The sequence below is a fragment of the Bathymodiolus heckerae thiotrophic gill symbiont genome, from assembly GCF_900128515.1.
Lineage (GTDB): Bacteria > Pseudomonadota > Gammaproteobacteria > PS1 > Pseudothioglobaceae > Thioglobus_A.
This window is the reverse complement of the sequence record NZ_FQTP01000006.1, coordinates 1-21687: the sequence shown is the minus strand read 5'-3', so window position 1 is coordinate 21687 and position 21687 is coordinate 1. Positions and strand designations below refer to the sequence as shown.

Below are 21687 nucleotides of genomic sequence, written 5' to 3'. Positions count from 1 at the left end.
AAAAATGAAAGCTAGATATATATTTAGACTTGATGATGCCACTTCATTTATGGATACTAAAAAATGGAAGGCTATTGAGGAAATATTTCAGCAGTATGGCATTGTTCCAATTGTTGCAGTAACGCCTGACAATAGAGATCCAGATCTTATGTATCAAGAGTTAAATCCTAATTTTTGGAAATTAATTAAAGAGTGGGAGGACAAAGGTTGGGAAATTGCTATGCATGGATACCAGCATTTGTATCATAAAGTAAATCGAAAAGAGCTACTTTTCCCTTACTATGATAGAAGTGAATTTGCAGGCTTGACATTTAAGAAGCAACAAGAAAAAATAAGAAAATCAATAGACGTATTTCGTAAAAATGGATTTGATCCAAAAGTTTGGGTGGCTCCTTCGCATAGCTTTGATAGTAAAACATTGCGGGCTTTACTTTGTGAGACAAATATTAATATAGTTAGCGACGGTATTGCTCAATACCCTTTCTACGAAAGAAGCTTTTATTTTATTCCGCAACAATTATGGAGTGTAAAGAAAAAAAAATATGGGGTGTGGACTATATGCCTCCATCCTGACACTATGAGTTATGAGGATATTGAACAATTTAAATATGACCTCTCTATTTCTCAAATTTATAAAGCTGCAACAAGTGTAAAAAGCCTCAACTTGAAAAAGCGTCAGAAAAGTGTAAATGACAAGATTTATTCTTTTTTGTTTTGGAGGCTTTACGATATAAAACCTTGGCTTAAGCGTGCTAAATTTTTTTTAATTGAATAGGGGTGGTTTGAATAAAAAGACTCTTGTACCAAGCGGTATTCAATATGCTATTGATAATGATTATCAGCATGTGTTTATGATTAGCAACCCGGTAGTGGCTATGATTGTACGTATCATTATTGATACATATGGCATTCAGTCAGATAAAATAGTTTGTATTTCCATGCGCAATACAGATACATCTATTATAGAAAAAAAACCCATTAATCCGCCACCCAGGTGGTATGACGTAATATATACAAAAATTTTTGGAAAAACCCCATTTGGTAGGCGTATTGCAAATGTGGTTAGGAAGAATAATGATCGTTTTTTATTATACACTTCATGGAACTATCCAGATGTAGAAGGATTGCTATGTTTGCCCTTGTGTGCAGGTCATATTTATCTTGAAGAAGGGTGGTTGTCTTATGGGCTCTATAAGCCTTATACCGCTAATCAGTTAAATATTTGGAAAAGTAGGCTAAGGTATAGAAATAGCAGGAGGAATGATTTTAAAGATTATTTTCGTGATGATGCTTTAGCTTTTATCGGAATACTTCCCGATGTTTTTCCTCTAGCTCCAAACTGTAAGCGTAAAATTTTAAATGATTATAGTGTCGCCTTGTTAAAATACAAACCAAAACTTACAGGTATTAAAACTATTGGACTTACCCCGGCTCCTCGGCGAGTTGCCCATAATCAATGGGAATCCATGTTAAAAGCTTTAGTTGATAGAATGCCTGATGGAGGTGTTATAAAGTTACACCCTGGTTTTAGTGCAGATATAAAAGCAAAAAATGAACTTGAATTAATGTTAACAAATATTTCAAGAGGATTGGTTGTATTGTGTAGCGATAATATTATTCTTGAGATGGAGATGCTGTCAGAATCAAAAAAATTGATTGGCCCTAGAACATCTCTTGTTAGATATGCAGAAGCCTTTGGATCCAAATTTGAAAATATTAATTTGTATTAGGAATAGCGTTATAAACAAAAAATGAAGTTAATAATATAATGAGAGTTTTTACTTCTTTTCAAAATATTGCCTTATATTTGTACTGTTTTTTACTAGGCATGGAGAATATTAATATTAATATTTCAATATTTCTTGTTTCAGTTTCAAAAATAGCCGCCATCTTATATTTGATATCTGTTATTAAATATAAGTACTCTTGTGCTCTAAATAAGCATTTTACCACCCCCTTAATATTGATTATTATATGGCTAACCATAGTTAGTTTGATTAATATAAATGCATATTCATCTAGAATTGTTGACATAGAATTCATGTTAAACATATTATTATTTATTTTAATTTTAAATCATACCAAAAGAGACCCTGTAGTTTTAGAGAAGGGTTTGTTGGTATTTTCTTTGGGTATTATTACTGTATCTATTTTATTTTTTCTTGGTATTGGATTGGAAATTAACCAAGATCTTAGGTACACATGGTTTGGTGCTGGCCACAATGAAATTGGATCAAAGCTAGCGACAGCATTGATAATAATAATAATGATTAAAGGGCGTTTAAAGTTGGGAAGGGGTCACTTGCTGTTAATTGCGTTTATGCCACTTATTTTTTGGCTTATGTTGAAAACTGGCTCCAGGACGTCGGTTTTAATTTTAGTAGCTAGTTTTAGTATATGGTATTTTATAAAAGTTTTTATTGAGAGGAGGGGGTTGGTATCTTCTGCTGTTGTGACTTTTTTTACCTTAGTTTTCATTTCTTTATTATTGTATGTTTTAATGCAGTCTGAATTATCTGTGTCAAGATTTTCTAAAATATTCGACGGAGAAAGCTCACTCCCTCTTGGTGGTAGACTTTACTTATGGCATGAGTTTCTTTCAATTATTCAAGACAATTTTATATTTGGATATGGCTTATCTGGAGCTGATCTTCAAACCTATAATTTCTTAGGAGCAATTGAAAGTCCGCATAACGTTATTATTGAGGTAATGCTTTATACGGGAGTTATAGGATTAATTCTTTATATAATATTTATGTATAGAATTATGTCTGCATCTTATTGGGTGTATAAATATTCTGGTAATTTTTTACCAGTCTTATTGTTGCCGACAATTTTAGGTTTTCACTTAACTGCTCAGGGATTAACTGAAAAAATTGTCTGGGTATTAATTGCTTATATTGCTGGTAGTTATTTATATATGAAAAACAAATCAAAATCACATGAAAATTCTAATTGTAATTGACTCATTGGGTTCTGGAGGGGCGCAAAAACTGAAAGGAAATTTGGCTAAATCTCTTTCAGATCTTGGGCATGTAGTAGAACTCTTTATCTATAACCCGAAGGGTGATTTTTTTGCTTCAGAATTTCAATCCTATGGTATTAAAATTCACGCTGTAGAAAAGAAAAAAGATGGATTTTCTTTATATATTGTGAAGCAATTACGCAGTATTATTTTAAAGCACAATTATGATGGTGTTATAAGCTCCATGCATGCGCCAAGTATATATGCTGCATTGGCCATGATAGGAAGAAGTGTAAGGGGTAGATTGATTGTATGTGAAGAGAGCTCTTCTAACGCTCCTGTACCTATTCTTAAGAAACTCTTATTCTATTTGGCATCTTTATCAGCCTATTCAGTTGTTGCAAATAGCTTTAATGAGGCTAGATTGTTAAAGAGACGGCCTGGACTTTCAAAAAAAACACATGCAATTTTGAATGGGTTCGAAATACCAGCACTTTCAAAAGACCAGACAATTACCCAGAATAAAAATCTTAAATTGTTAGTAGTTGGCCGTATTGCTTATCCCAAGAATGGAGTTAATTTATTAAAAGCACTCTCGTTATTCTATGATCGGAATGGCTGGATTCCAAGAGTAGAGTGGGCAGGCAGAAGAGATGGTAGTTTTGATAAATCTATAGAGATGCAAAAAGAAATGGATAAGTATTTGCTTAAAAATACTAAGCTTTCATCGAAATGGACGTGGTTAGGAGAGGTTAAGGATATTGTAAGCCTTTACCGAAAGAGCGACGCCCTGCTTCTTGTTAGTATCTATGAAGGTTTGCCAATGGTTATTTGCGAAGCAATGATCGAAGGTTGCTTTGTGATTGCATCAAATGTTTGCGATCATCCTTTTATTATTGGCGACGAAGAGCGTGGTTTTTTGTGTGACCCTTTGTCTCCAGAATCAATTTGTAATTCTATAGAACGATTAAGTGTTATGAGTTTTTCAGAAAAAAGTAATATGATAAAAAATGCAAGAGAGTTTGCAGAGTTAAATTTTGATCAAGGCAGTATGTCTGGCGCTTATGAGTCGCTTTTAATTGAACATAACAGTTGTTAGTAATGCCAAAGCCAAAATTACTTATAGTGGGGGCATTCCCAGCAGAAAGCAAGGCTATTTATGGAGGTATTGCAAAATCATGTAAAATTTTGTTGGAATCATCAATAGCAAATAGATTTGACATTGATACTTTAGATTCATCACAAATCTCCAACCCTCCACCGAAACTTTTTATTCGAAGTGTTATGGCTGTACGTCGATTATTTATATTAATGTATAGATTGATATTCAATAGAATTGATGTGGTATTAATTTTTTCCTCAGATGGGGCAAGTGCAATTGAGAAAGGTGTCATGGTATGGATGTGTCACTTATTTAAACGTCCTGCATTAATATTTCCAAGAGCTGGAAATCTTATTAGTCAAACATCCAGATCACCTCTTATGTTAAAGTTAATTAGGTTTCTCTATGGTCATTCAACTGTTTTTCTTTGTCAAGGGGTAAAATGGAAGGGGTATGCCATAAATCAGCTTGGGCTTGATAAGTCAAAAGTAAAGGTTGTGAATAATTGGACTGCAACTGAAAAACAAATTGAGATTGGTAAAAATAGGAAATCCGAACTTAATAACACGTCAAAATTAATTTTTGTTGGGTGGCTGGAAAAATATAAGGGTGTTTTTGAATTATTATATGCGTGTAATAATTTGCATAATAAAGGCATCAGGTTTCACCTTACATTTGTAGGGAGCGGGAATGCTGAAAAAGCTGCCAAACATTTTGTAAAAGAACATAATCTAGAAAAATGCATCGTCTTTTTTGGTTGGGCCAATTCACAAGCTGTTGATAGTATTTTAGAAAAAAGTGATATTTTTGTTCTCCCTTCATGGGCCGAAGGGTTTCCTAATGCAATGATTGAAGCGATGGCAGCTGGACTTGCAACGGTAGTTACTTCTGTAGGTGTAATTCTAGATTATGTGAAGGATGGTGAACATGCTATTATAGTTCCTCCATACGATGTAGCTGCACTTGAAAGTGCACTAACAAAAATAATTTTAGATACAGAGTTGCGAAAAAGTATCGCAAGCAACGGTCATCAGCTTGCAATAGATAGCTTTTCAGTTGAAGAAAATACTAAGAGACTTGGGGATATAATTGGAATGGCAATGAGATGAAAAAAAATATAAATGTTTTATTTGGCGAAAGGAGCAATCTTTCATTGTCATTGAGTTCGGTTTTAAATAATTCAATCCTCCTATCGGGAGGTGATGCCCAGGAGTTGTTAAAATATCATGATAAAGATGTTAGGATTAACGTAGTGATTAATTCTTTTCAAAGAAGTATAGAGTTAGGGGATTTTTCAAATCCTAAACAATATACTGAAAAGACGCTAGGAGACCTGTCAAACATAATCGATGTGCTAATTAATATAAAAGACTTAATCGGCACTGTTATATATACCAGTAGTGCTGCTGTTTATGGAAGAAATCCTTGTTGCCATGAGAAAGACCAAGTTCATCCCAGCTCGTTATACTCTTCATTAAAAATTTCAAGTGAAATAATGATTCAAAGTTACTTATCAGCACATGGAATTAATTATATTATTGCCCGAGTCTTTAATATGTATGGGGGTAATGATAATTTTTCGATTATTTCAAAAATGATTGCTTCGCATGCTGGAGATGGAAAACTGCATTTATTTAATAATGGGGAGTCAGTGAGAGATTTCATACACATTTTGGATGTATGTAATATATATAATAAATTATTAGAATCAGATTATTGTGGCATTGTTAATGTTGGCACCGGTAGTGGACACAGTATCAAAAATATTGTAGAAATGTTGAAAGATTATTCTGTTGACTTTAAGATTAACTCTAAGATTAGAGATGAGATTAATGAATCAATTGCTTCTACAACCAAATTAAGATCCATCATTAAGCAATATAATTTTATAGATCTTAATGATTATTTTGTTAAAGAGATTGCACTATAAAGACACAATCATATAATGGTTTGATTTATAGGCTATGTTAGATTATTGGAGAATTATATTTAATGTTTAAAAATAAAATTTTATTAATTACTGGTGGAACGGGCTCTTTTGGTAACGCCGTATTACGCCGTTTTTTAAAGCTTGATATTAAGGAAATTAGAATATTTAGCCGCGATGAGAAGAAACAAGATGACATGAGACGTCAATATGCCGACGATAGAGTTAAGTTCTATATTGGTGATGTGAGAGATTATGACTCGATAATGAATGCCGTTAGAGATGTAGATTACATTTTTCACTCAGCCGCATTAAAACAAGTGCCATCATGTGAATTTCATCCCATTGAAGCGGTTAAAACCAACATAATTGGCACTGATAATGTGCTGACCGCTGCGATTAATGCTAATGTGAGGAGAGTTATTTGTTTAAGTACGGACAAGGCGGTATATCCAATTAATGCTATGGGCATATCCAAAGCAATGATGGAGAAAGTTGTTATTGCTAAATCTCGACAAGGGGGTGACAAAACAATAATTTGTGTCACTAGATATGGCAATGTGATGGCATCTAGAGGTTCTGTCATTCCGTTATTTGTGGAACTTATTCATGAAAACAAAGAGTTAACTCTAACAGATCCAAACATGACACGTTTTATGATGACATTGGACGATGCAGTGGATTTGGTTCTATTTGCTTTTGACAATGGAAATCCTGGCGATATTTTTATTCAAAAAGCGCCTGCAGCAACAGTTAGAATCATGACGCAAGCTCTTTGTGATCTAATGGGAAAGTCTAGCTATCCTACTCGAGTTATCGGTACAAGGCACGGTGAAAAGCGATATGAGTCTTTGTTATCTAAAGAAGAAATGGCATGTGCTCTTGATATGGGTGATTATTATAAAATACCACCGGATCTGCGTGATTTGAATTATGCCAAGTATGTGGAAGATGGTGATAAAGATATTACAGATTCAGATGAATATAATTCAGATAACACCACACAGTTAGATGTTGATAGCATGAAACGATTGTTGAATAAATTAAAGTTTATTCAAGCTGCTAAAAACGGCGAAATCATAGATCCTGAAGAATAAGATGCGAGTGCTTATAACAGGATCTGATGGATTCATTGGGAAGAACTTAATTATCCACTTAAGAGGGCTGGATATTAAAATTACGACATATACTCGTAATAACTCGATTGATGACCTGATAGAACTTGTTAAGAACTCTGATTTCATTGTCCATCTAGCAGGAGAAAATAGACCTACAAATGAACAAGATTTCAATGTAGGTAATACTAAATTGACAGAATCAATATGTGAAGCAGTGCGCTCTACAGGCAGGAAAATTCCTATTATCTTTGCATCATCTACACAAGCCACGCTAGATAATGTGTATGGAAAAAGTAAATTAGACGCTGAAACAGCCATAAATAAACTTGAAGATGGCACAGAAAGCCCCGTCTATATATATCGTCTTCCTGGTGTGTTTGGCAAGTGGTGTAAGCCTAATTATAATTCTGTTGTGGCGACTTTTTGCCACAATATAAGTCATGACTTGCCCATCCAAGTTAAAAATCAAAATTTTGAATTGAGTCTGGTTTATATTGATGATGTGGTTGAAGAGTTTGTTAAGATAATACAGGAAGCGAAAGATGACAAAAAAAAGTTGTCAGTGCAGCCAGAGTATAAAATTAAATTAGGCGATTTAGCCGATCAGATTAAGATATTTAAAGAAAGTCGAGATTCACTTATAACTGAAAAGGTTGGTAGTGGACTTATTCGTAAGCTATATTCAACTTATCTAAGTTATCTTTCTCCTGAGCAATTTTCCTATTCAATACCCTTACATTGTGATGAGCGTGGAATGTTTGCAGAAATGCTAAAAACAAAAGATAGTGGCCAATTTTCATTTTTCACTGCAAAGCCAGGTGTGACTAGAGGTGGTCATTATCATAACTCCAAGACTGAAAAGTTTTTAGTTATCCAAGGTGAGGCAAGATTTGGTTTTAGACATGTAGATTTAGATGAAACGTATGAGATTATCACAACAAGCAAAGAGTTAAAAATTGTTGAAACGGTGCCAGGATGGTCTCATGATATTACCAATATCAGTACGGAAGATATGATTGTCATGCTTTGGGCCAATGAAATTTTCGATCCTGATAATCCTGATACCATAACTCACAAAGTGTAGAGGTATATAAGATATGAAAAAATTAAAAATTGCAACAGTAGTTGGAACACGTCCAGAAATCATACGTCTTGCATGTGTCCTTAAGAAGCTTGATGAGCATTGCGAACACATTCTGATTCATACAGGGCAAAATTATGATTATGAATTGAATGAGATTTTCTTTGATGATCTAGGAATTAGAAAGCCAGATTATTTTTTAGGCGCTGCTGGCACAACTGGTGCTGAAACTATTGGAAATGTTATCATTGAAGTCGATAAAGTTTTAGAAGAAATTCAGCCGGAGGCTATGCTTGTTTTGGGTGATACAAATAGCTGTATGGCCTTATTACCTGCCAAGCGCAGAAAGATACCAACATTTCATATGGAGGCTGGTAATCGTTGTTTTGATCAACGTGTTCCAGAGGAAATTAATCGTCGTTTAGTTGACCATATGGCTGACATTAATTTAACTTACAGTAGCATTGCTAGAGACTATCTTTTGAGTGAAGGTTTGCCGGCAGATATGGTTATTAAAACGGGCAGTCCTATGTTCGAAGTGCTGAATACTTATCGTGATGGCATTGAAAGTTCCGATGTGTTGACGCGTTTAGGGATTAAAGAATATGAGTTTTTTGTTGTCAGTGCGCATCGTGAAGAGAATGTCGATTCTGATAAGAACTTTTTGAATTTAATGGAGTCATTAAACGCAATTGCAGAGATTTATCAAATGCCGATTATTGTTTCTACACACCCAAGAACGCAAAAACGTATTGATGAAATGAAAGTTGAATTAAATCCAATAATTCAATTATTGAAGCCACTAGGATTTAAGGACTACAACAAGCTTCAAATGTCTGCTAAGGTGGTGTTGTCAGATAGTGGCACTATAAATGAAGAGTCCTCTATTTTAAATTTCCCGGCCTTAAATATTCGCGAAGCACACGAGCGCCCTGAAGGCATGGAAGAAGCTGCAGTTATTATGACAGGCTTGCAGAAAGAAAGAATTATGCAGTCTTTATCTATTATTGACAAACAGCCAAGAGGTGTGCAAAGACTAATACGCCAAGTTGACGATTATTCTATGCCTAATGTGTCGGATAAGATGGTTCGTATAATCCACAGTTATGTTGATTACGTAAATAGAGTGGTTTGGAAAAAGTATTAGTGCCTAAGAAAATATTAATTGTTACAGAGTGCTTTTACCCTGAAGAATTTAAGATAAATGATGTTGCTTTGTCATGGAAAGGCAAAGGTTATGATGTTGATGTATTAACTTTAGTCCCGACTTATCCATTAGGAAAGGTTTTCCTGGGCTATAAAAATGGATTCTTTCGAAAAAACGAATACCAAGGTATAAATATTTTCAGAGTGCACGCTGTTACAGGCTATAGAGACAGTACAGTTAAAAAGATCTTTAAATATATAAACTTTATGATTTTTGGCAGTATTGTTGCAATTTTTATTGGCAGAAGATATGACTATGTTTTCGGGTTTAATTTGGGCTCACTAACAGATATGTTGCCAGCAGTTGTAATTCGTAAGTTATATAAGAAGCCAACTATGTTTTGGGTGCAAGATGTTTGGCCCGATAGTGTTTATGCATATGGTTTTAAAAAAACTAAGATGCTCTCAACCCTGTTAGATGCGTTTGTGAAATTTATGCATCACAACATTACTGCTGTTGCTATTTCAAGCAAAGGCTTTGAGTCAAAATTAGAGCCATATATTAAGAAGGGCTTAAAGTTTAATTACGCTCCAAATTGGGCAGATGATTTAGATATGGATATGGATCCTATTGCCCTAAGCAAAAATCAAAAAATTCATTTTACTTTTGCTGGAAATGTTGGCAAGGTGCAAAATCTAGAGAATATTATCAATGCTTTTTGTTTATTACCAGATGGGTATCAAAAAAAATCTCAACTGAATATTATTGGCGATGGTTCTAATCTGATTTTTTTAAAAAAACTCTCGAATAACAATCCAAACATAATTTTCCACGGCAAACAAATGCGCGAAGATATGGCTAAATTTTATAAAGCTAGTGACTTTCTAATTGTATCTTTAATTAATGAGCCAATATTCTCAGTAACTGTTCCTGCTAAAACTCAAACCTATATCGCGGCTAAGAAGCCTATATTAGCTATTATTAATGGCGATGTGGCAGATATTGTGAACGATAATAGTCTCGGGGTCTGTGCAGATCCATCTAATGTGGAGCTTATTAAAAAATCTTTTGAAAAGTGTATAGATATGCCTGAGAATGAAAAATTTAAATTTATCATTAATAATACAAAGTTACTAGAAACGACCTTTAATAAAGATAGTATTATCAATAATTTAACCAGTCAATTGGTTGGTTATAACGATTAGATGACGATGTATTTAGTAACAGGATCAACTGGATTTATTGGTAGTCGACTACTTGGCTTGTTGAACACTATAGAGTGCGATGTTAGATTGCTTGCTAGATCTAAGGTCAATAATTATGAAACAGTTGTATGTAATCTGGAGCAGGATAGAATATCTAAGCACGCACTTGAATCTGTAGATACAGTTTTTCATCTTGCGGGCTTTGCGCACGATATGCAAGATCCTAGTAAAGTTGAAGATTTATATCGTGTGATTAACGTGGAAGCTACAGTTGAGCTGGCCAGATTGGCAGTAGAAAGCGGTGTAAAACGTTTTGTTTTTATTAGCAGTGTGAAGGCTGGAGGGGGCTTGGCTTCTGGCAAGTGTATTAATGAATCCGATCAGAATGAGCCTGAAGGGGTCTATGGTAAAAGCAAACGAGAGGCAGAGTTAAAACTTTTAAAAATAGGTAACGAATCTGGCATGCATGTGTCAATCATTCGCCCCTCATTGGTTTACGGCCCAGAGGTTAAGGGTAATTTACAATTAATGTTAGCGGGAATTAAGAAAGGTTGGTTTCCACCCTTGCCTGAGATGGGGAATCGGCGCTCTATGATTCATGTAGATGATTTGGTTCAGGTAATTTTTCTAGTTTCCGAAGATAAGCGCTCCAATGGAGAAATATTTATCGCAACAGATGGTGCGCCTTATTCTTCTCGTGAAATTTATAATGCTATGTGCGGTGTGGTAGGCAAGTCAATTCCAAAATGGAGTGTTCCAAAAATCCTGTTTGATATTGTTAGACTGGTGAACCCGCGTATTAAATATAAAGGGTCATGACAACTTAAGCGACTCTTTTCTGAACATTTCAAGCAAAATCTTATAAAGATTTTGCTTGCGATTATTGAATCTAAATTCACATTCTTTCAAGTGTAAATTAAACATATTTTTATTCATTCCTTTAAATTTTACCAGCCTTGTTTTGGCATAACCCCAAAATGATTCTATGCCGTTAATATGTGCATTACCACGAGCAAATTCATTCTTGCTATGATGTACTCTAAAATGCTTCTTATAGCCAAAATCTACTAAACCATTATACCCTCGCCAACCATCAGAATGAATGACGCTTTCAATACTAGTTTTACCCTTGATAATCCTTTGTAGGGTAGTACTTTTGCAGTTTGGAACAATCTCAGTATAAACCTTATCACCTCTTTTTAGCAAGCCAAAAACAATGGTTTTCCCTAAGGCGCCACGGCCGCGTTTTCCGCGGACGCGCCGTGCGCCAAAATAGCTTTCATCGACTCACTAGTGGGGCAGATTGAAGTATGGATAATTCTACAATTCTAAGCCTAATAGCGGTTAAATATTTGTTGTTTGTTTGTCTGCTCAATCCTGTTAATTCCTTGATTTGAACTGCGTTCAAATCAAGAGAAAAATACTTAATTATTTCTCTAAATTTCTTCTCTGAAATACGGGAACGATTTACATACTTGTTTTTTTTACTTTCATAACGGTACTTTAACATGATTTTAAATATGCTTAAGTTGTCATGACCCTTTATTTTTAATAATAATATTTGGCAGTATGTCAGCTGCTGCTGTAAATACTAAAGTATTGGGTAGCAGGTGTGATGATGTTGTGTCCAGAGTTGCAGAGCATCAAGTTTCCGTGCAAAAACTAGAGTCAGTCGCTGCATCTGAGATTATCACCGGTGGTGATGTGATTGACTCTAGCTGTCTTAATAGTTTTGATGTATCGTTAAAGGGTCTTGGCTTTTCATTGCCTAATGTTGATGATTTATTAGATAATTTTTTGAACTCGATGTGTGATAAAGCAAATTCTGTAATATCGAGCAATATTAACACTATAAATCAGGGGCTTGATACTCCACTAGGCAGTATTAGTGTGAATTCAAACCATGATGGTAGGCTATTAATGAAAAGATACCCGATATTCCAATCATTAACAAAAAATACAACGCTACAATTGGAGGTGGGTCAAATGATCTTTTCTATAAATAAAACAATAGTATTATTGGGTTTTCTTACCATTCAGCAAGCTAATGCAGCCTGCTGTGGTGCAGCAGCAGTTGAGGCTATCAACTCAAGAGCAGCAGAGCTTAAAAATTAAATCACCAGCGGATTCTCTAATGTTAACACTAATATTGATGAAATGGAACAGGCCGTCGTTAAAACATTAAAAGATACCCACTCTGAACAAATGGCTGCACAAAAGAAAATATCTGATGTCGCCATTAAGACGCAAGAAGATTTAAATAAAGCGAGCGAGTTGATAGCCAAGAGTAAGTCTGCTAGTGATTCAAAGATTTATACATCAAGACAATACGGCACTGATTCTAGACCAGACAAAAAAGATCTGTGTAGACGTATAGCAATCGGTGACGCAATCTCTCATGGTGGCAACAAGAATAGTATCATCGAACAGATTAAGAACAATAATAAAGAGATACAAGATAAAAAAGTCGAAGAATATAGTAAGCAAAAAGCCGTTTATAACCAATATGTAAGCACGTTACCAGGTAATGGCAGGTATATTATGTCTGATTTTTTTGACCAAGAGACAATCTCAAAAGAAGATGGCGATAAAGTCGCAACACTTCTAGATCATTTGATTGACAATAGTAGGCAAAATGTATTTTCAGGGCGAGAGTTAAATACTGTTAATGGGCAGGTTAATCAGGCGAAATCTAACAATCTATCAATGCAAAAAGAGCTATTAAAAGATATTCTTGTGAAGCAAGTTATTTATCCAAAGCTTGAAGTTATCAGAGACGGAGAGCAGAGCGCATCGTCTCATTCATTGGTTCAAGGTATGGTTAAGAATCGTTTTACTGATGGGCTAGAGCCTCTTTTGATAAAAAATGATGTTGCCGTTTTAAGAGAATTATACAAAAATCAAACACTTAACAATAAGATGGTGCTAGACCTTTTAGAAGTAAACAAACAAATTTTAATAATATTAACATTACAATTGTCACATACTGTCGATTCAAAAATGGAAGAAATTGGAAGGTAAAGGTTTTTATGAATACAAAAAATGAAAAAACAGAGGAAGTGCCAGTAATACCAGAGTCAATAGCAACAAATGAATCGCTAGTAAACTCTATCCAAAGAAGTACCCTTATATCATTGTTGGCGATGTTGACTGCTGTTGGATCAATAATTATCTCAGCAATGGTAATTTATAATACACACGATAGGTATTTCACTGTAAGTCCAACAGGGGTTGTGACTCAACTTGTTGCACTTGACAAGCCCCTAGTAACAGATGAAGTAGCAAGGCAATTTAGTAGAGATTTTGCGATGACATTGTATTCAACTAACTATATTAATTTTAGACAAAAAATAGAAAGTGTAGAATCGATGTTTTATGAGGCATCATTTGATAATTTTATTGTGGAATTTGAGGAAATTTTAAACTTTATCAAGAAAAAGAAAATGTACACACATGCGCTTATAGAGTTGCCGGTTCTTATTAAAAAACTAGAGCACAATGGCAGGATGAAGTGGAAGTTTGAAATGCCAATTACAATTCATTATGAGAGCTCCTCAAATTCTAGTTTTACTCAAAAAGTAATAGCAACGATTGTCATTCAAAGAACCGACAATAGAAAGAAAATCGGAGGAGTTGAGGTATTTAGTTTTATTACTGAATCTCAAAACATTAAGAAACGACTTTAAAGTGAGTTATCGACATAGTAAGGGTGTATTATAAAAATCGAGATAAAAATAAAAAATGGATATAGTTATGAAAAATATACAGACACAAAAAGAGCAAACTAACAGGACAATAAGTAGATTTTACCTAGGCACGAAAAAAAACATTACAGAATGAACCCTTTAGTGATTAAAGACCTCTACGCAAAATAATTTTTTTGTCTGAAAGCTTGGCCAAAAGACAGTAGCAAGATTTAAGATTAGGTATAGAGCCTCTGCACCACCCCTTATCATGACGGTATTGAAAATATATAATTTTTGACTTTGCGGTGAATGATGTATATAATCACCTTAAATAATAGGGTGAATGATATGTGGATTTATAAAGATCAAAACTGGCCAAATTTTACCTGGAATGATGAGTCTCTACTCTCCAAGTTGGCGGATATTAGATATCATCAGGGTCGCTAAAAAGAAGCAGCGCCCAAAATTAAGAATGTAGTAAGCGTTTTACTTAGCATTTAGGAATATTTTATAAAATATATAGAAAATTACTTTATTATCAATAGGTTGTTAGGGTTAATAGAATCCCTCTTTCTCCACCAAATTACTTGTTGTTTTAATATTTTCTTGTGTTGCTTTCAAAATTTATTACAGTTGTTTATTTGTTAATAAATTCCTTGATTCATTTAGAAAGTGCCATGCACAATGTTAAAGCCTCTTCACAATTATTACTTTGAGGATAGTCATGAATTTCACGCCAAATTTCCAACCAAAAAACATTGTTGCATCTATTGAAAATTTAGTTGAAAAAGGTTTGAAAGTCGTAGCTTTAGCTGAGCAAAGTGATAATTGGGATAGTGTAATTACACCTATTGATGAATTTGAATCTGAATTAGGGCGTTTGACCAGTGTTAATTCTCATTTAAATGCAACTATGTTTAGTGATGAGTTTAATGCTGAATATGAAAAAACCTTACCAATTATTACTAATTTTTATTCTGATATTTCCAGTAATAAGAACCTATATCAAGCTTATAAAAACCTAAAAAATACCAAGTTAAATAAACAGCAACAGCACATACTACAAGAGTCAATTGATGGGTTTGAATTATCAGGTGTGGGTTTAAAGGGAGAGCAGTCAAAACGCTTTAAAGCCATTAAAGAGCGCTTAAGTTTACTTAGTAATAAATTTTCAAAAAACTCGCTTAAAGCCACTAACGAATGGACAAAGGTTGTTGAGTTGAATGAGTTGATAGGTTATGGCGAGGTTGAGCTTGCAAAAATTAAAATAGATAAAGGTTATGAACTTAACTTACAAATGCCTGTTTATATGGACGTCATGACTTATTTGGATAATCGAGCATTGCGAGAAGAGGTTTATCGTGCCTATGTGTCACGCGCATCGGAACTTGGTATCACATCAGCTGATTTTGATAATAAAGCTGTTATGGATGAAATACTCAGTCTTCGAACTGAAATGGCAAATATCCTTGGTTTTGATCATTACGCACAGTTATCCATCGAATCAAAAATGGTGGAAAGTGTTGATCAAATTTTAGAGTTTTTATCTAATTTAGTAGGTAAATCAAAGTCTCAAGCACAAGCAGAATTAAATGAATTGGCAAAGTTTGCTGGAATAGAGCTTATGCCTTGGGATTTGGGTTTTTATAGTGAACAATTAAAAGAGCAAAAATTTGACTTTAAAAAATCAGAATTGACGCCGTATTTTCCAGAGCAAAAAGTATTAGAAGGCCTGTTTTCAACCATTGAAAATTTGTACCAAGTTAGCTTGCATCAAATTGATGAGCCGAGCTATCATGATGACGTCCGAGTATTAGAAATAACAAAAAATGGTAAATTAATAGGCAAAATTTATTTAGATTTATACGCACGAAAAGACAAACGTGGTGGCGCCTGGATGGCGGATTATCAGCCACTACAAGGCCAAGATAAACCAATTGCTTTTGTTGTTTGCAATCTAAATTCTCCCTCTGAGGGCAAACCTGCACTATTTGAATTTGATGAAATTGTGACTATTTTTCATGAATTTGGACATGCATTGCATCACGTATTAACCAAGGTTAAATATGCCTGTGCAGCAGGTATCTCTGGCGTTCCGTGGGATGGCGTCGAATTGCCAAGCCAGTATATGGAGTTTTTCTGTTATGAGCGTGATGTAGTGACAAGGATGTCTGAGCATTATCAAACTAAACAAACACTGCCTGATAATTTATACAATAAACTGATTGAGTCTAAGAATTTCCAATCAGCCATGGGTATGCTACGACAATGTGAGTTTTCAATCTGGGATTTAAAAACTCATTTAAGCTTGAAAGATACTTACAAGGTTTTAACTGAGGTTCGAAAAGATACCGCGCTTATGCCAAGCATTAAAGATAGTCGATTCTTAAATACATTTGGGCATATTTTTTCAGGTGGTTATGCAGCAGGTTACTTTAGTTATAAATGGGCAGAAGTGTTGGCAGCCGATGCTTACGATTACGTGAATACACAAGGCGGTATTGGCTCACAAGCATCACTTGATTTTTTGCATAATGTTTTAGAAACGGGTGGCAGCCAAGAGTTTATGGCTAGTTATGAGGCCTTTAGAGGTGAGAAACCTGGAATTGAAGCCTTGTTAAAGGCAAATGGCATTACAACTTAGGTACAATGCCTGTTATTATTTTTAAAGGTAAGGTTATGATTAAATTTATTCTAAGTGTTGTTATTATTTTGGCGTTAATTGGCGGCGCAATCCAATTTATTTCTACAGAAGAGAGTTGGGTGTTAGTGGTTAACAAAGAGGCAACGCTTTCAAGTATTCAAAATGGCGCAGGTATTGTTTACGATTTTGCTAAAGAGTTAATTTCCGATGCAGATCAGATTAAAAGCGTAGATTTGGCAATAGAAAAATAATTTCTACTGATAATCAACAAAATACCTAGCAATTGCTAGGTATTTTTTTAGATTTTAGCAAGTAGAATACTGCCATTAGTGCCGCCAAAGCCAAACGAGTTAGAAATCGCATAATTTATTTTTAAATCTCTGGCTTCATTGGCACAATAATCTAAATCGCATTTTTCATCTTGATTAAAAATATTGATGGTTGGTGGTGCCACCTGATCTCTTAAGGCCAATGCGGTGAAGATAGCCTCAATACCACCTGTTGCACCCAATAAATGACCAGTCATTGATTTGGTTGAGCTCATGACTAACTTATAAGCATGGTCGCCCAAGGCTAATTTAGCCGCATCAGTTTCTGCTTGGTCGCCTGCAGGTGTAGAGGTTCCGTGCGCATTGATATAATCAATTTGATCAGTATTAACACCTGCATTACGCATGACATTTTTCATGCAACGTGCTGCACCTTCGCCACCTTTAGATGGTAGTGTCATGTGATAAGCATCACCACTCATACCGTAACCCAGTACTTCTGCATAAATTTTTGCACCACGTGCCTTAGCGTGCTCGTATTCTTCTAGAACCACGACACCAGCACCATCGCCTAATACAAAGCCATCTCGATCTTTATCCCAAGGACGAGAGGCTGTAGCCGGGTCATCATTACGAGTAGAAAGTGCACGAGCAGCAGCAAAGCCACCCAGACCACAATTGGTAGTTGACATTTCAGCGCCACCAGCAATCATTACGTCAGCATCGCCGTATTCGATTAAGCGTGATGCATCACCGATATTATGAGTGCCAGTAGTGCATGCGGTAACAATGGCAAAGTTAGGGCCTTTAAAGCCATATTTAATAGACAGATTGCCCGAAATCATATTAATAATAGAGGAGGGTACAAAGAAAGGAGAGATGCGCTTGGCACCTTTTTCTCTAAAAAGATCGGCAGTACGTTCTATTGTTCCTAGGCCACCGATTCCAGCGCCAATAGCGACACCAATACGCTCAGAATTTTCTTCGGTAACTTCAATGCCACAATCTTCAAATGCTTGAATACCGGCAGCCATACCGTAATGGATAAAGGTGTCCATTTTTTTAGCATCTTTAGGTTTTAAGTAATCTGTAATTTCAAAGTTTTTAACTGATCCGCCAAATTTAACTGACTGACCTTCGGTGTCAAGATTGCTCAGTAGGTTAATGCCAGATTTTCCAGCTAAGATATTCTTCCAAGATCCTTCAATGGTGTTTCCAACAGGAGAAACAATACCCATACCAGTAATAACAACTCTTCTTTTACTCATAACTTACCATATTCTAAAAATTAAAAAAAGGCACTTAATTCCGTGAAGAAAGCGCCTTATTACTTAACTAACTAACTAAACGAAATATTACAAATTATTGTTAATGTAATCGATCGCTAGTTGAACTGTTGTAATTTTTTCTGCTTCATCATCAGGGATTTCACAGTCAAACTCTTCTTCAAGAGACATTACTAATTCAACAGTATCTAAAGAATCAGCACCTAAATCATCAATGAATGAAGCGTTGTTATCGATATCACCACTTACGTCTAACTGTTCAGCTACAACCTTCTTAACTCTTTCCTCAATGCTCATTTGATACTTCCTATTTGATTTAATAAAGTTATTATTTTATCGGTTATTGACTATAAAACAAGATTAAATTGCAAAAAAATAGAATTAATTTTGATAACGAGTTGGGTCGTCAATTCCCGCTTTAATAAACCCTATCTTACGATATTCACAAGCGTCGCAAACACCGCAAGCCTCACCCTGGTCATTGGCCTGATAACAGCTTGTGGTATTTTTATAATCCACACCTAGGTCTAGTCCTAATTGAATAATTTGAGCTTTGTTAAGCTTTATTAATGGCGTGTGAATGCTGATTTTTTGACCTTCGAAACTTTGTTTGGTGGCTAAGTTAGCCATTGTTTCAAAGGCATCAATGTATTCTTGTCGACAATCTGGGTAACCTGAATAATCTAGCGCATTAACACCAATGAAAATATCTTGACAATCAAGCACTTCAGCCCAGGCCAACGCATAAGATAGAAATATGGTATTTCTTGCGGGGACATAAGTAATAGGAATTTCATCACTTTCAACAAAATCTGGCACATCGATATTGTTATCAGTTAGGGCAGAGCCCCCAATATCTGAAAGCGATATTTTCATCACTCGGTGTTTAGTGGTATTAAAAATTTTAGCAGCCAAGGTGGCGGATATTAACTCTGATTTTTGTTTTTGGCCATAATCAAAGCTTAGTGCAAAACACTCAAATCCCTGGGATTGCGCAATGGCTAAAGTTGTAGTTGAATCAAGCCCGCCAGATAGTAAGATGACGGCTTTTTTATTGGCGCTAGACATTGGCTAGGTTGCCTTTTTCTTCTAACCATTTTTTACGATCACTGGCGCGTTTTTTACTCAGCAACATATCCATAGTTTGCTCAACTTGTAGTGGATTTTCTAGGGTTAGTTGAATAAGGCGTCTTGTATCTGGCAGCATAGTAGTTTCGCGTAATTGAGAAGGATTCATCTCGCCCAGCCCTTTGAAACGCTGTACTTGAACTTTAACGCGCTTATTGTCTGATTCAATTTTACGAATAATAGCATCACGCTCTCCATCATCTAATGCGTAATGCACTTGTTTACCGGCATCCACACGATATAATGGCGGCATAGCAACATAAACATGTCCTTTTTTAACTAAAAGTGGAAAGTGCTTAACAAATAAGGTGCAAATAAGCGTAGCAATATGTGCACCATCCGAGTCGGCATCAGCAAGAATGCAAATTTTTCCATATCTTAAGCCATCTAAATTTTCACATTTTGGCTCAAGACCGATAGCGATACTAATATCGTGAATTTCATTACTGGCTAATACTTGGTCAGAATCCACCTCCCAAGTATTTAAAATTTTACCTCTAAGTGGTAGTATTGCTTGATATTCTTTATCTCTCGCTTGCTTTGCAGAGCCTCCAGCCGAATCACCTTCAACTAAAAACACTTCAGTTTGAGAAAGGTCAGTACTTGTACAATCTGACAATTTTCCTGGTAGGGCAGGGCCACTAACAATCTTCTTTCGAATGATTTTCTTGTTAGTTTTAAGCCTTGTTTGCGCATTAGCAATGGCAAGCTGAGCAATTTGTTCTGCAATATCGGTATGCTGATTAAGCCACAAACTAAAGGCATCTTTAACTGTGTTAGAAACAAAGGTGGCACACTCTCTAGAAGATAACCTTTCTTTAGTTTGGCCAGAGAATTGAGGATCTAAAATTTTAATGGATAATACATAGGCAATTCTTTGCCAAACGTCATCCGGCGTTAGTTTTATATTTTTAGGAGTTAAATCTCTAAACTCACAAAATTCTTTTAGCGCATCGGTTAGCCCTGAGCGCAAACCATTTACATGTGTACCGCCAGCAATCGTTGGAATAAGGTTGACATAACTTTCTGCAACCACATTGGTGTTGTATTGTGTCCAAGCGAGTGAGCAGTTAAGCTGTTGTTCAGATGATTGAAAATTTACGATAAAGGGTTTTTCTGGTAGGCAGTCCAGCCCATCAAGTGCCATTGATAAATAATCTTTTAATCCTTCTTGATAAAGCCATTTATCAGTTGTATCGTCAATTTCGTTATAAAAATTAATCTCTAATCCAGGACATAGAACTGCTTTTGAGCGTAAATTATGACGTAACTTGGTTGCTGAGAATTTAACAGTATCAAAAAATTGTGCATCTGGAGTAAATTTAACCTTGGTGCCGGTATTGCGCTTTCCAACTGCACCAACTTCGATTAACTCTGTTTTTTTAAATCCATTTGAAAAGCTAATATGATATTCTTTTGAATTGCGTTTGATCCAGATTTCAACCAAGGTTGAAAGGGCGTTAACCACTGAAATACCAACGCCGTGTAGTCCACCTGAAAATTGATAAGAGTCATTTGAAAATTTACCACCAGCATGAAGTTTAGTTAAGATAACTTCTACACCAGATTGGCCTTCGCCTTTGTGAATATCAACCGGCATACCTCGGCCATTATCCTCTACAGATAATGAGCCATTTTTATATAGAATGACACTGATTTTGTTAGCGTGACCGGCAACCGCTTCATCGACACTGTTATCAATCACCTCTTGAGCCAAGTGGTTTGGACGCTCAGTTTCGGTGTACATTCCTGGGCGCTTTCTAACGGGTTCTAATCCAGTTAATACCTCAATCGAAGAAGAATCGTAATCACTCATTTTTTATATCTGCCCAAGAATAGTTTGCCAAGTATCATACCAAAAAAAAGCCCCATAAAACAGGGCTTTTATAGCTATCTAAAATAACCGACTAACTAATAAAATAGTCATGCTTATTCTGTACAGTCTTTTATTACTCTACAAGGCAGAAGCTTACATCATACCACCCATACCACTTATATCAGGTGCAGCTGCACCAGCTTCTTGCGGGATGTCAGTAATCATTGCCTCAGTAGTAATCATCAATCCGGAGATACTCGCCGCATGTTGTAAGGCTGCACGAGTTACTTTAGTTGGATCAAGGATGCCCATT

The 21687-nt window shown here is 35.4% G+C and carries 21 protein-coding genes and 1 pseudogene; 17 read left to right on the top strand and 5 right to left on the bottom strand.

Annotated elements, in window-relative coordinates; translation table 11 throughout:
• Positions 1-4 precede the first annotated feature (4 nt).
• The 11 genes from BTHERMOSOX_RS01655 to BTHERMOSOX_RS01605 all read left to right on the top strand — a co-directional run bounded on the left by BTHERMOSOX_RS01655 (position 5) and on the right by BTHERMOSOX_RS01605 (position 11364).
• Complete coding sequence (locus tag BTHERMOSOX_RS01655) at positions 5-775, top strand: DUF2334 domain-containing protein (protein ID WP_138118771.1); 771 nt, start codon at positions 5-7, stop codon at positions 773-775.
• Between the two features lie 7 nt (positions 776-782).
• Positions 783-1730: a hypothetical protein gene (locus tag BTHERMOSOX_RS01650; RefSeq protein WP_138118769.1), complete on the top strand. Its 948-nt coding sequence runs from the start codon at positions 783-785 to the stop codon at positions 1728-1730.
• 311 nt (positions 1731-2041) lie between these two features.
• The gene (locus tag BTHERMOSOX_RS01645; RefSeq protein ID WP_171004620.1) at positions 2042-2965 is read left to right on the top strand and encodes an O-antigen ligase family protein; all 924 of its coding nucleotides are present in this window, start codon (positions 2042-2044) and stop codon (positions 2963-2965) included.
• Positions 2943-4064 (top strand): glycosyltransferase, encoded by a 1122-nt coding sequence (locus tag BTHERMOSOX_RS01640; protein WP_138118765.1) that lies wholly within the window; start codon positions 2943-2945, stop codon positions 4062-4064. The genes BTHERMOSOX_RS01645 and BTHERMOSOX_RS01640 overlap by 23 nt, the downstream gene beginning before the upstream one ends.
• Positions 4065-4066: 2 nt before the next feature.
• Positions 4067-5176, top strand: a complete 1110-nt coding sequence (locus BTHERMOSOX_RS01635; RefSeq protein ID WP_138118763.1) for a glycosyltransferase family 4 protein — start codon at positions 4067-4069, stop codon at positions 5174-5176.
• On the top strand, positions 5173-5997 hold the full coding sequence (locus BTHERMOSOX_RS01630) for an NAD-dependent epimerase/dehydratase family protein (protein ID WP_138118761.1): 825 nt from the start codon (positions 5173-5175) through the stop codon (positions 5995-5997). Before BTHERMOSOX_RS01635 ends, BTHERMOSOX_RS01630 begins: the two co-directional genes overlap by 4 nt.
• 62 nt (positions 5998-6059) lie before the next feature.
• Positions 6060-7091 (top strand): polysaccharide biosynthesis protein, encoded by a 1032-nt coding sequence (locus tag BTHERMOSOX_RS01625; RefSeq protein ID WP_138118759.1) that lies wholly within the window; start codon positions 6060-6062, stop codon positions 7089-7091.
• A 1-nt stretch (position 7092) separates the two neighbouring features.
• Positions 7093-8196, top strand: a complete 1104-nt coding sequence (wbjC, locus tag BTHERMOSOX_RS01620) for a UDP-2-acetamido-2,6-beta-L-arabino-hexul-4-ose reductase (RefSeq protein ID WP_138118757.1) — start codon at positions 7093-7095, stop codon at positions 8194-8196.
• A gap of 13 nt (positions 8197-8209) precedes the next feature.
• Positions 8210-9340, top strand: a complete 1131-nt coding sequence (gene wecB / locus BTHERMOSOX_RS01615) for a non-hydrolyzing UDP-N-acetylglucosamine 2-epimerase (RefSeq protein ID WP_138118755.1) — start codon at positions 8210-8212, stop codon at positions 9338-9340.
• The gene (locus BTHERMOSOX_RS01610; RefSeq protein ID WP_249360574.1) at positions 9325-10545 is read left to right on the top strand and encodes a glycosyltransferase family 4 protein; all 1221 of its coding nucleotides are present in this window, start codon (positions 9325-9327) and stop codon (positions 10543-10545) included. The genes wecB and BTHERMOSOX_RS01610 overlap by 16 nt, the downstream gene beginning before the upstream one ends.
• Positions 10546-11364, top strand: coding sequence for an NAD-dependent epimerase/dehydratase family protein (locus BTHERMOSOX_RS01605; protein WP_138118752.1), 819 nt, complete (start codon positions 10546-10548; stop codon positions 11362-11364). It begins immediately after the preceding gene.
• Here the strand turns inward: BTHERMOSOX_RS01605 and BTHERMOSOX_RS01600 are convergent.
• Positions 11359-12055 (bottom strand): annotated as a pseudogene (locus BTHERMOSOX_RS01600) (IS1595 family transposase). The gene BTHERMOSOX_RS01605 and the pseudogene BTHERMOSOX_RS01600 sit on opposite strands and share 6 nt — an antisense overlap.
• Before the next feature lie 59 nt (positions 12056-12114).
• Between BTHERMOSOX_RS01600 and BTHERMOSOX_RS01595 the strand changes: the two are divergent.
• The 6 genes from BTHERMOSOX_RS01595 to BTHERMOSOX_RS01570 all read left to right on the top strand — a co-directional run bounded on the left by BTHERMOSOX_RS01595 (position 12115) and on the right by BTHERMOSOX_RS01570 (position 17126).
• Positions 12115-12660 carry a hypothetical protein gene (locus tag BTHERMOSOX_RS01595; protein ID WP_138118750.1) on the top strand — a complete coding sequence of 182 codons (546 nt, stop codon included), beginning with the start codon at positions 12115-12117 and terminating at the stop codon, positions 12658-12660.
• Between the two features lie 42 nt (positions 12661-12702).
• Complete coding sequence (locus BTHERMOSOX_RS01590; protein ID WP_138118748.1) at positions 12703-13566, top strand: hypothetical protein; 864 nt, start codon at positions 12703-12705, stop codon at positions 13564-13566.
• Between the two features lie 8 nt (positions 13567-13574).
• Complete coding sequence (locus tag BTHERMOSOX_RS01585; protein ID WP_138118746.1) at positions 13575-14231, top strand: DotI/IcmL family type IV secretion protein; 657 nt, start codon at positions 13575-13577, stop codon at positions 14229-14231.
• 309 nt (positions 14232-14540) lie between these two features.
• A complete protein-coding gene (locus BTHERMOSOX_RS11905) occupies positions 14541-14678 on the top strand; it encodes a DUF4172 domain-containing protein (RefSeq protein WP_346654936.1) in 138 nt (45 codons plus the stop codon).
• 277 nt (positions 14679-14955) lie between these two features.
• Complete coding sequence (locus tag BTHERMOSOX_RS01575) at positions 14956-16875, top strand: M3 family metallopeptidase (protein WP_138118744.1); 1920 nt, start codon at positions 14956-14958, stop codon at positions 16873-16875.
• Positions 16876-16910: 35 nt separating this feature from the next.
• Complete coding sequence (locus BTHERMOSOX_RS01570) at positions 16911-17126, top strand: hypothetical protein (protein ID WP_138118742.1); 216 nt, start codon at positions 16911-16913, stop codon at positions 17124-17126.
• A gap of 47 nt (positions 17127-17173) precedes the next feature.
• Here BTHERMOSOX_RS01570 and fabF read toward each other — a convergent pair whose 3' ends face one another.
• From fabF to parE, 4 genes are all read right to left on the bottom strand, one after another.
• A complete protein-coding gene (gene fabF, locus BTHERMOSOX_RS01565; protein WP_138118740.1) occupies positions 17174-18412 on the bottom strand; it encodes a beta-ketoacyl-ACP synthase II in 1239 nt (412 codons plus the stop codon).
• 87 nt (positions 18413-18499) lie between these two features.
• On the bottom strand, positions 18500-18727 hold the full coding sequence (gene acpP / locus BTHERMOSOX_RS01560) for an acyl carrier protein (protein ID WP_138118738.1): 228 nt from the start codon (positions 18725-18727) through the stop codon (positions 18500-18502).
• Positions 18728-18811: 84 nt separating this feature from the next.
• Positions 18812-19498, bottom strand: a complete 687-nt coding sequence (gene queC, locus BTHERMOSOX_RS01555; protein ID WP_138118736.1) for a 7-cyano-7-deazaguanine synthase QueC — start codon at positions 19496-19498, stop codon at positions 18812-18814.
• Positions 19491-21374, bottom strand: coding sequence for a DNA topoisomerase IV subunit B (parE, locus tag BTHERMOSOX_RS01550; RefSeq protein WP_138118734.1), 1884 nt, complete (start codon positions 21372-21374; stop codon positions 19491-19493). The genes queC and parE overlap by 8 nt, the downstream gene beginning before the upstream one ends.
• Positions 21375-21687 lie beyond the last annotated feature (313 nt).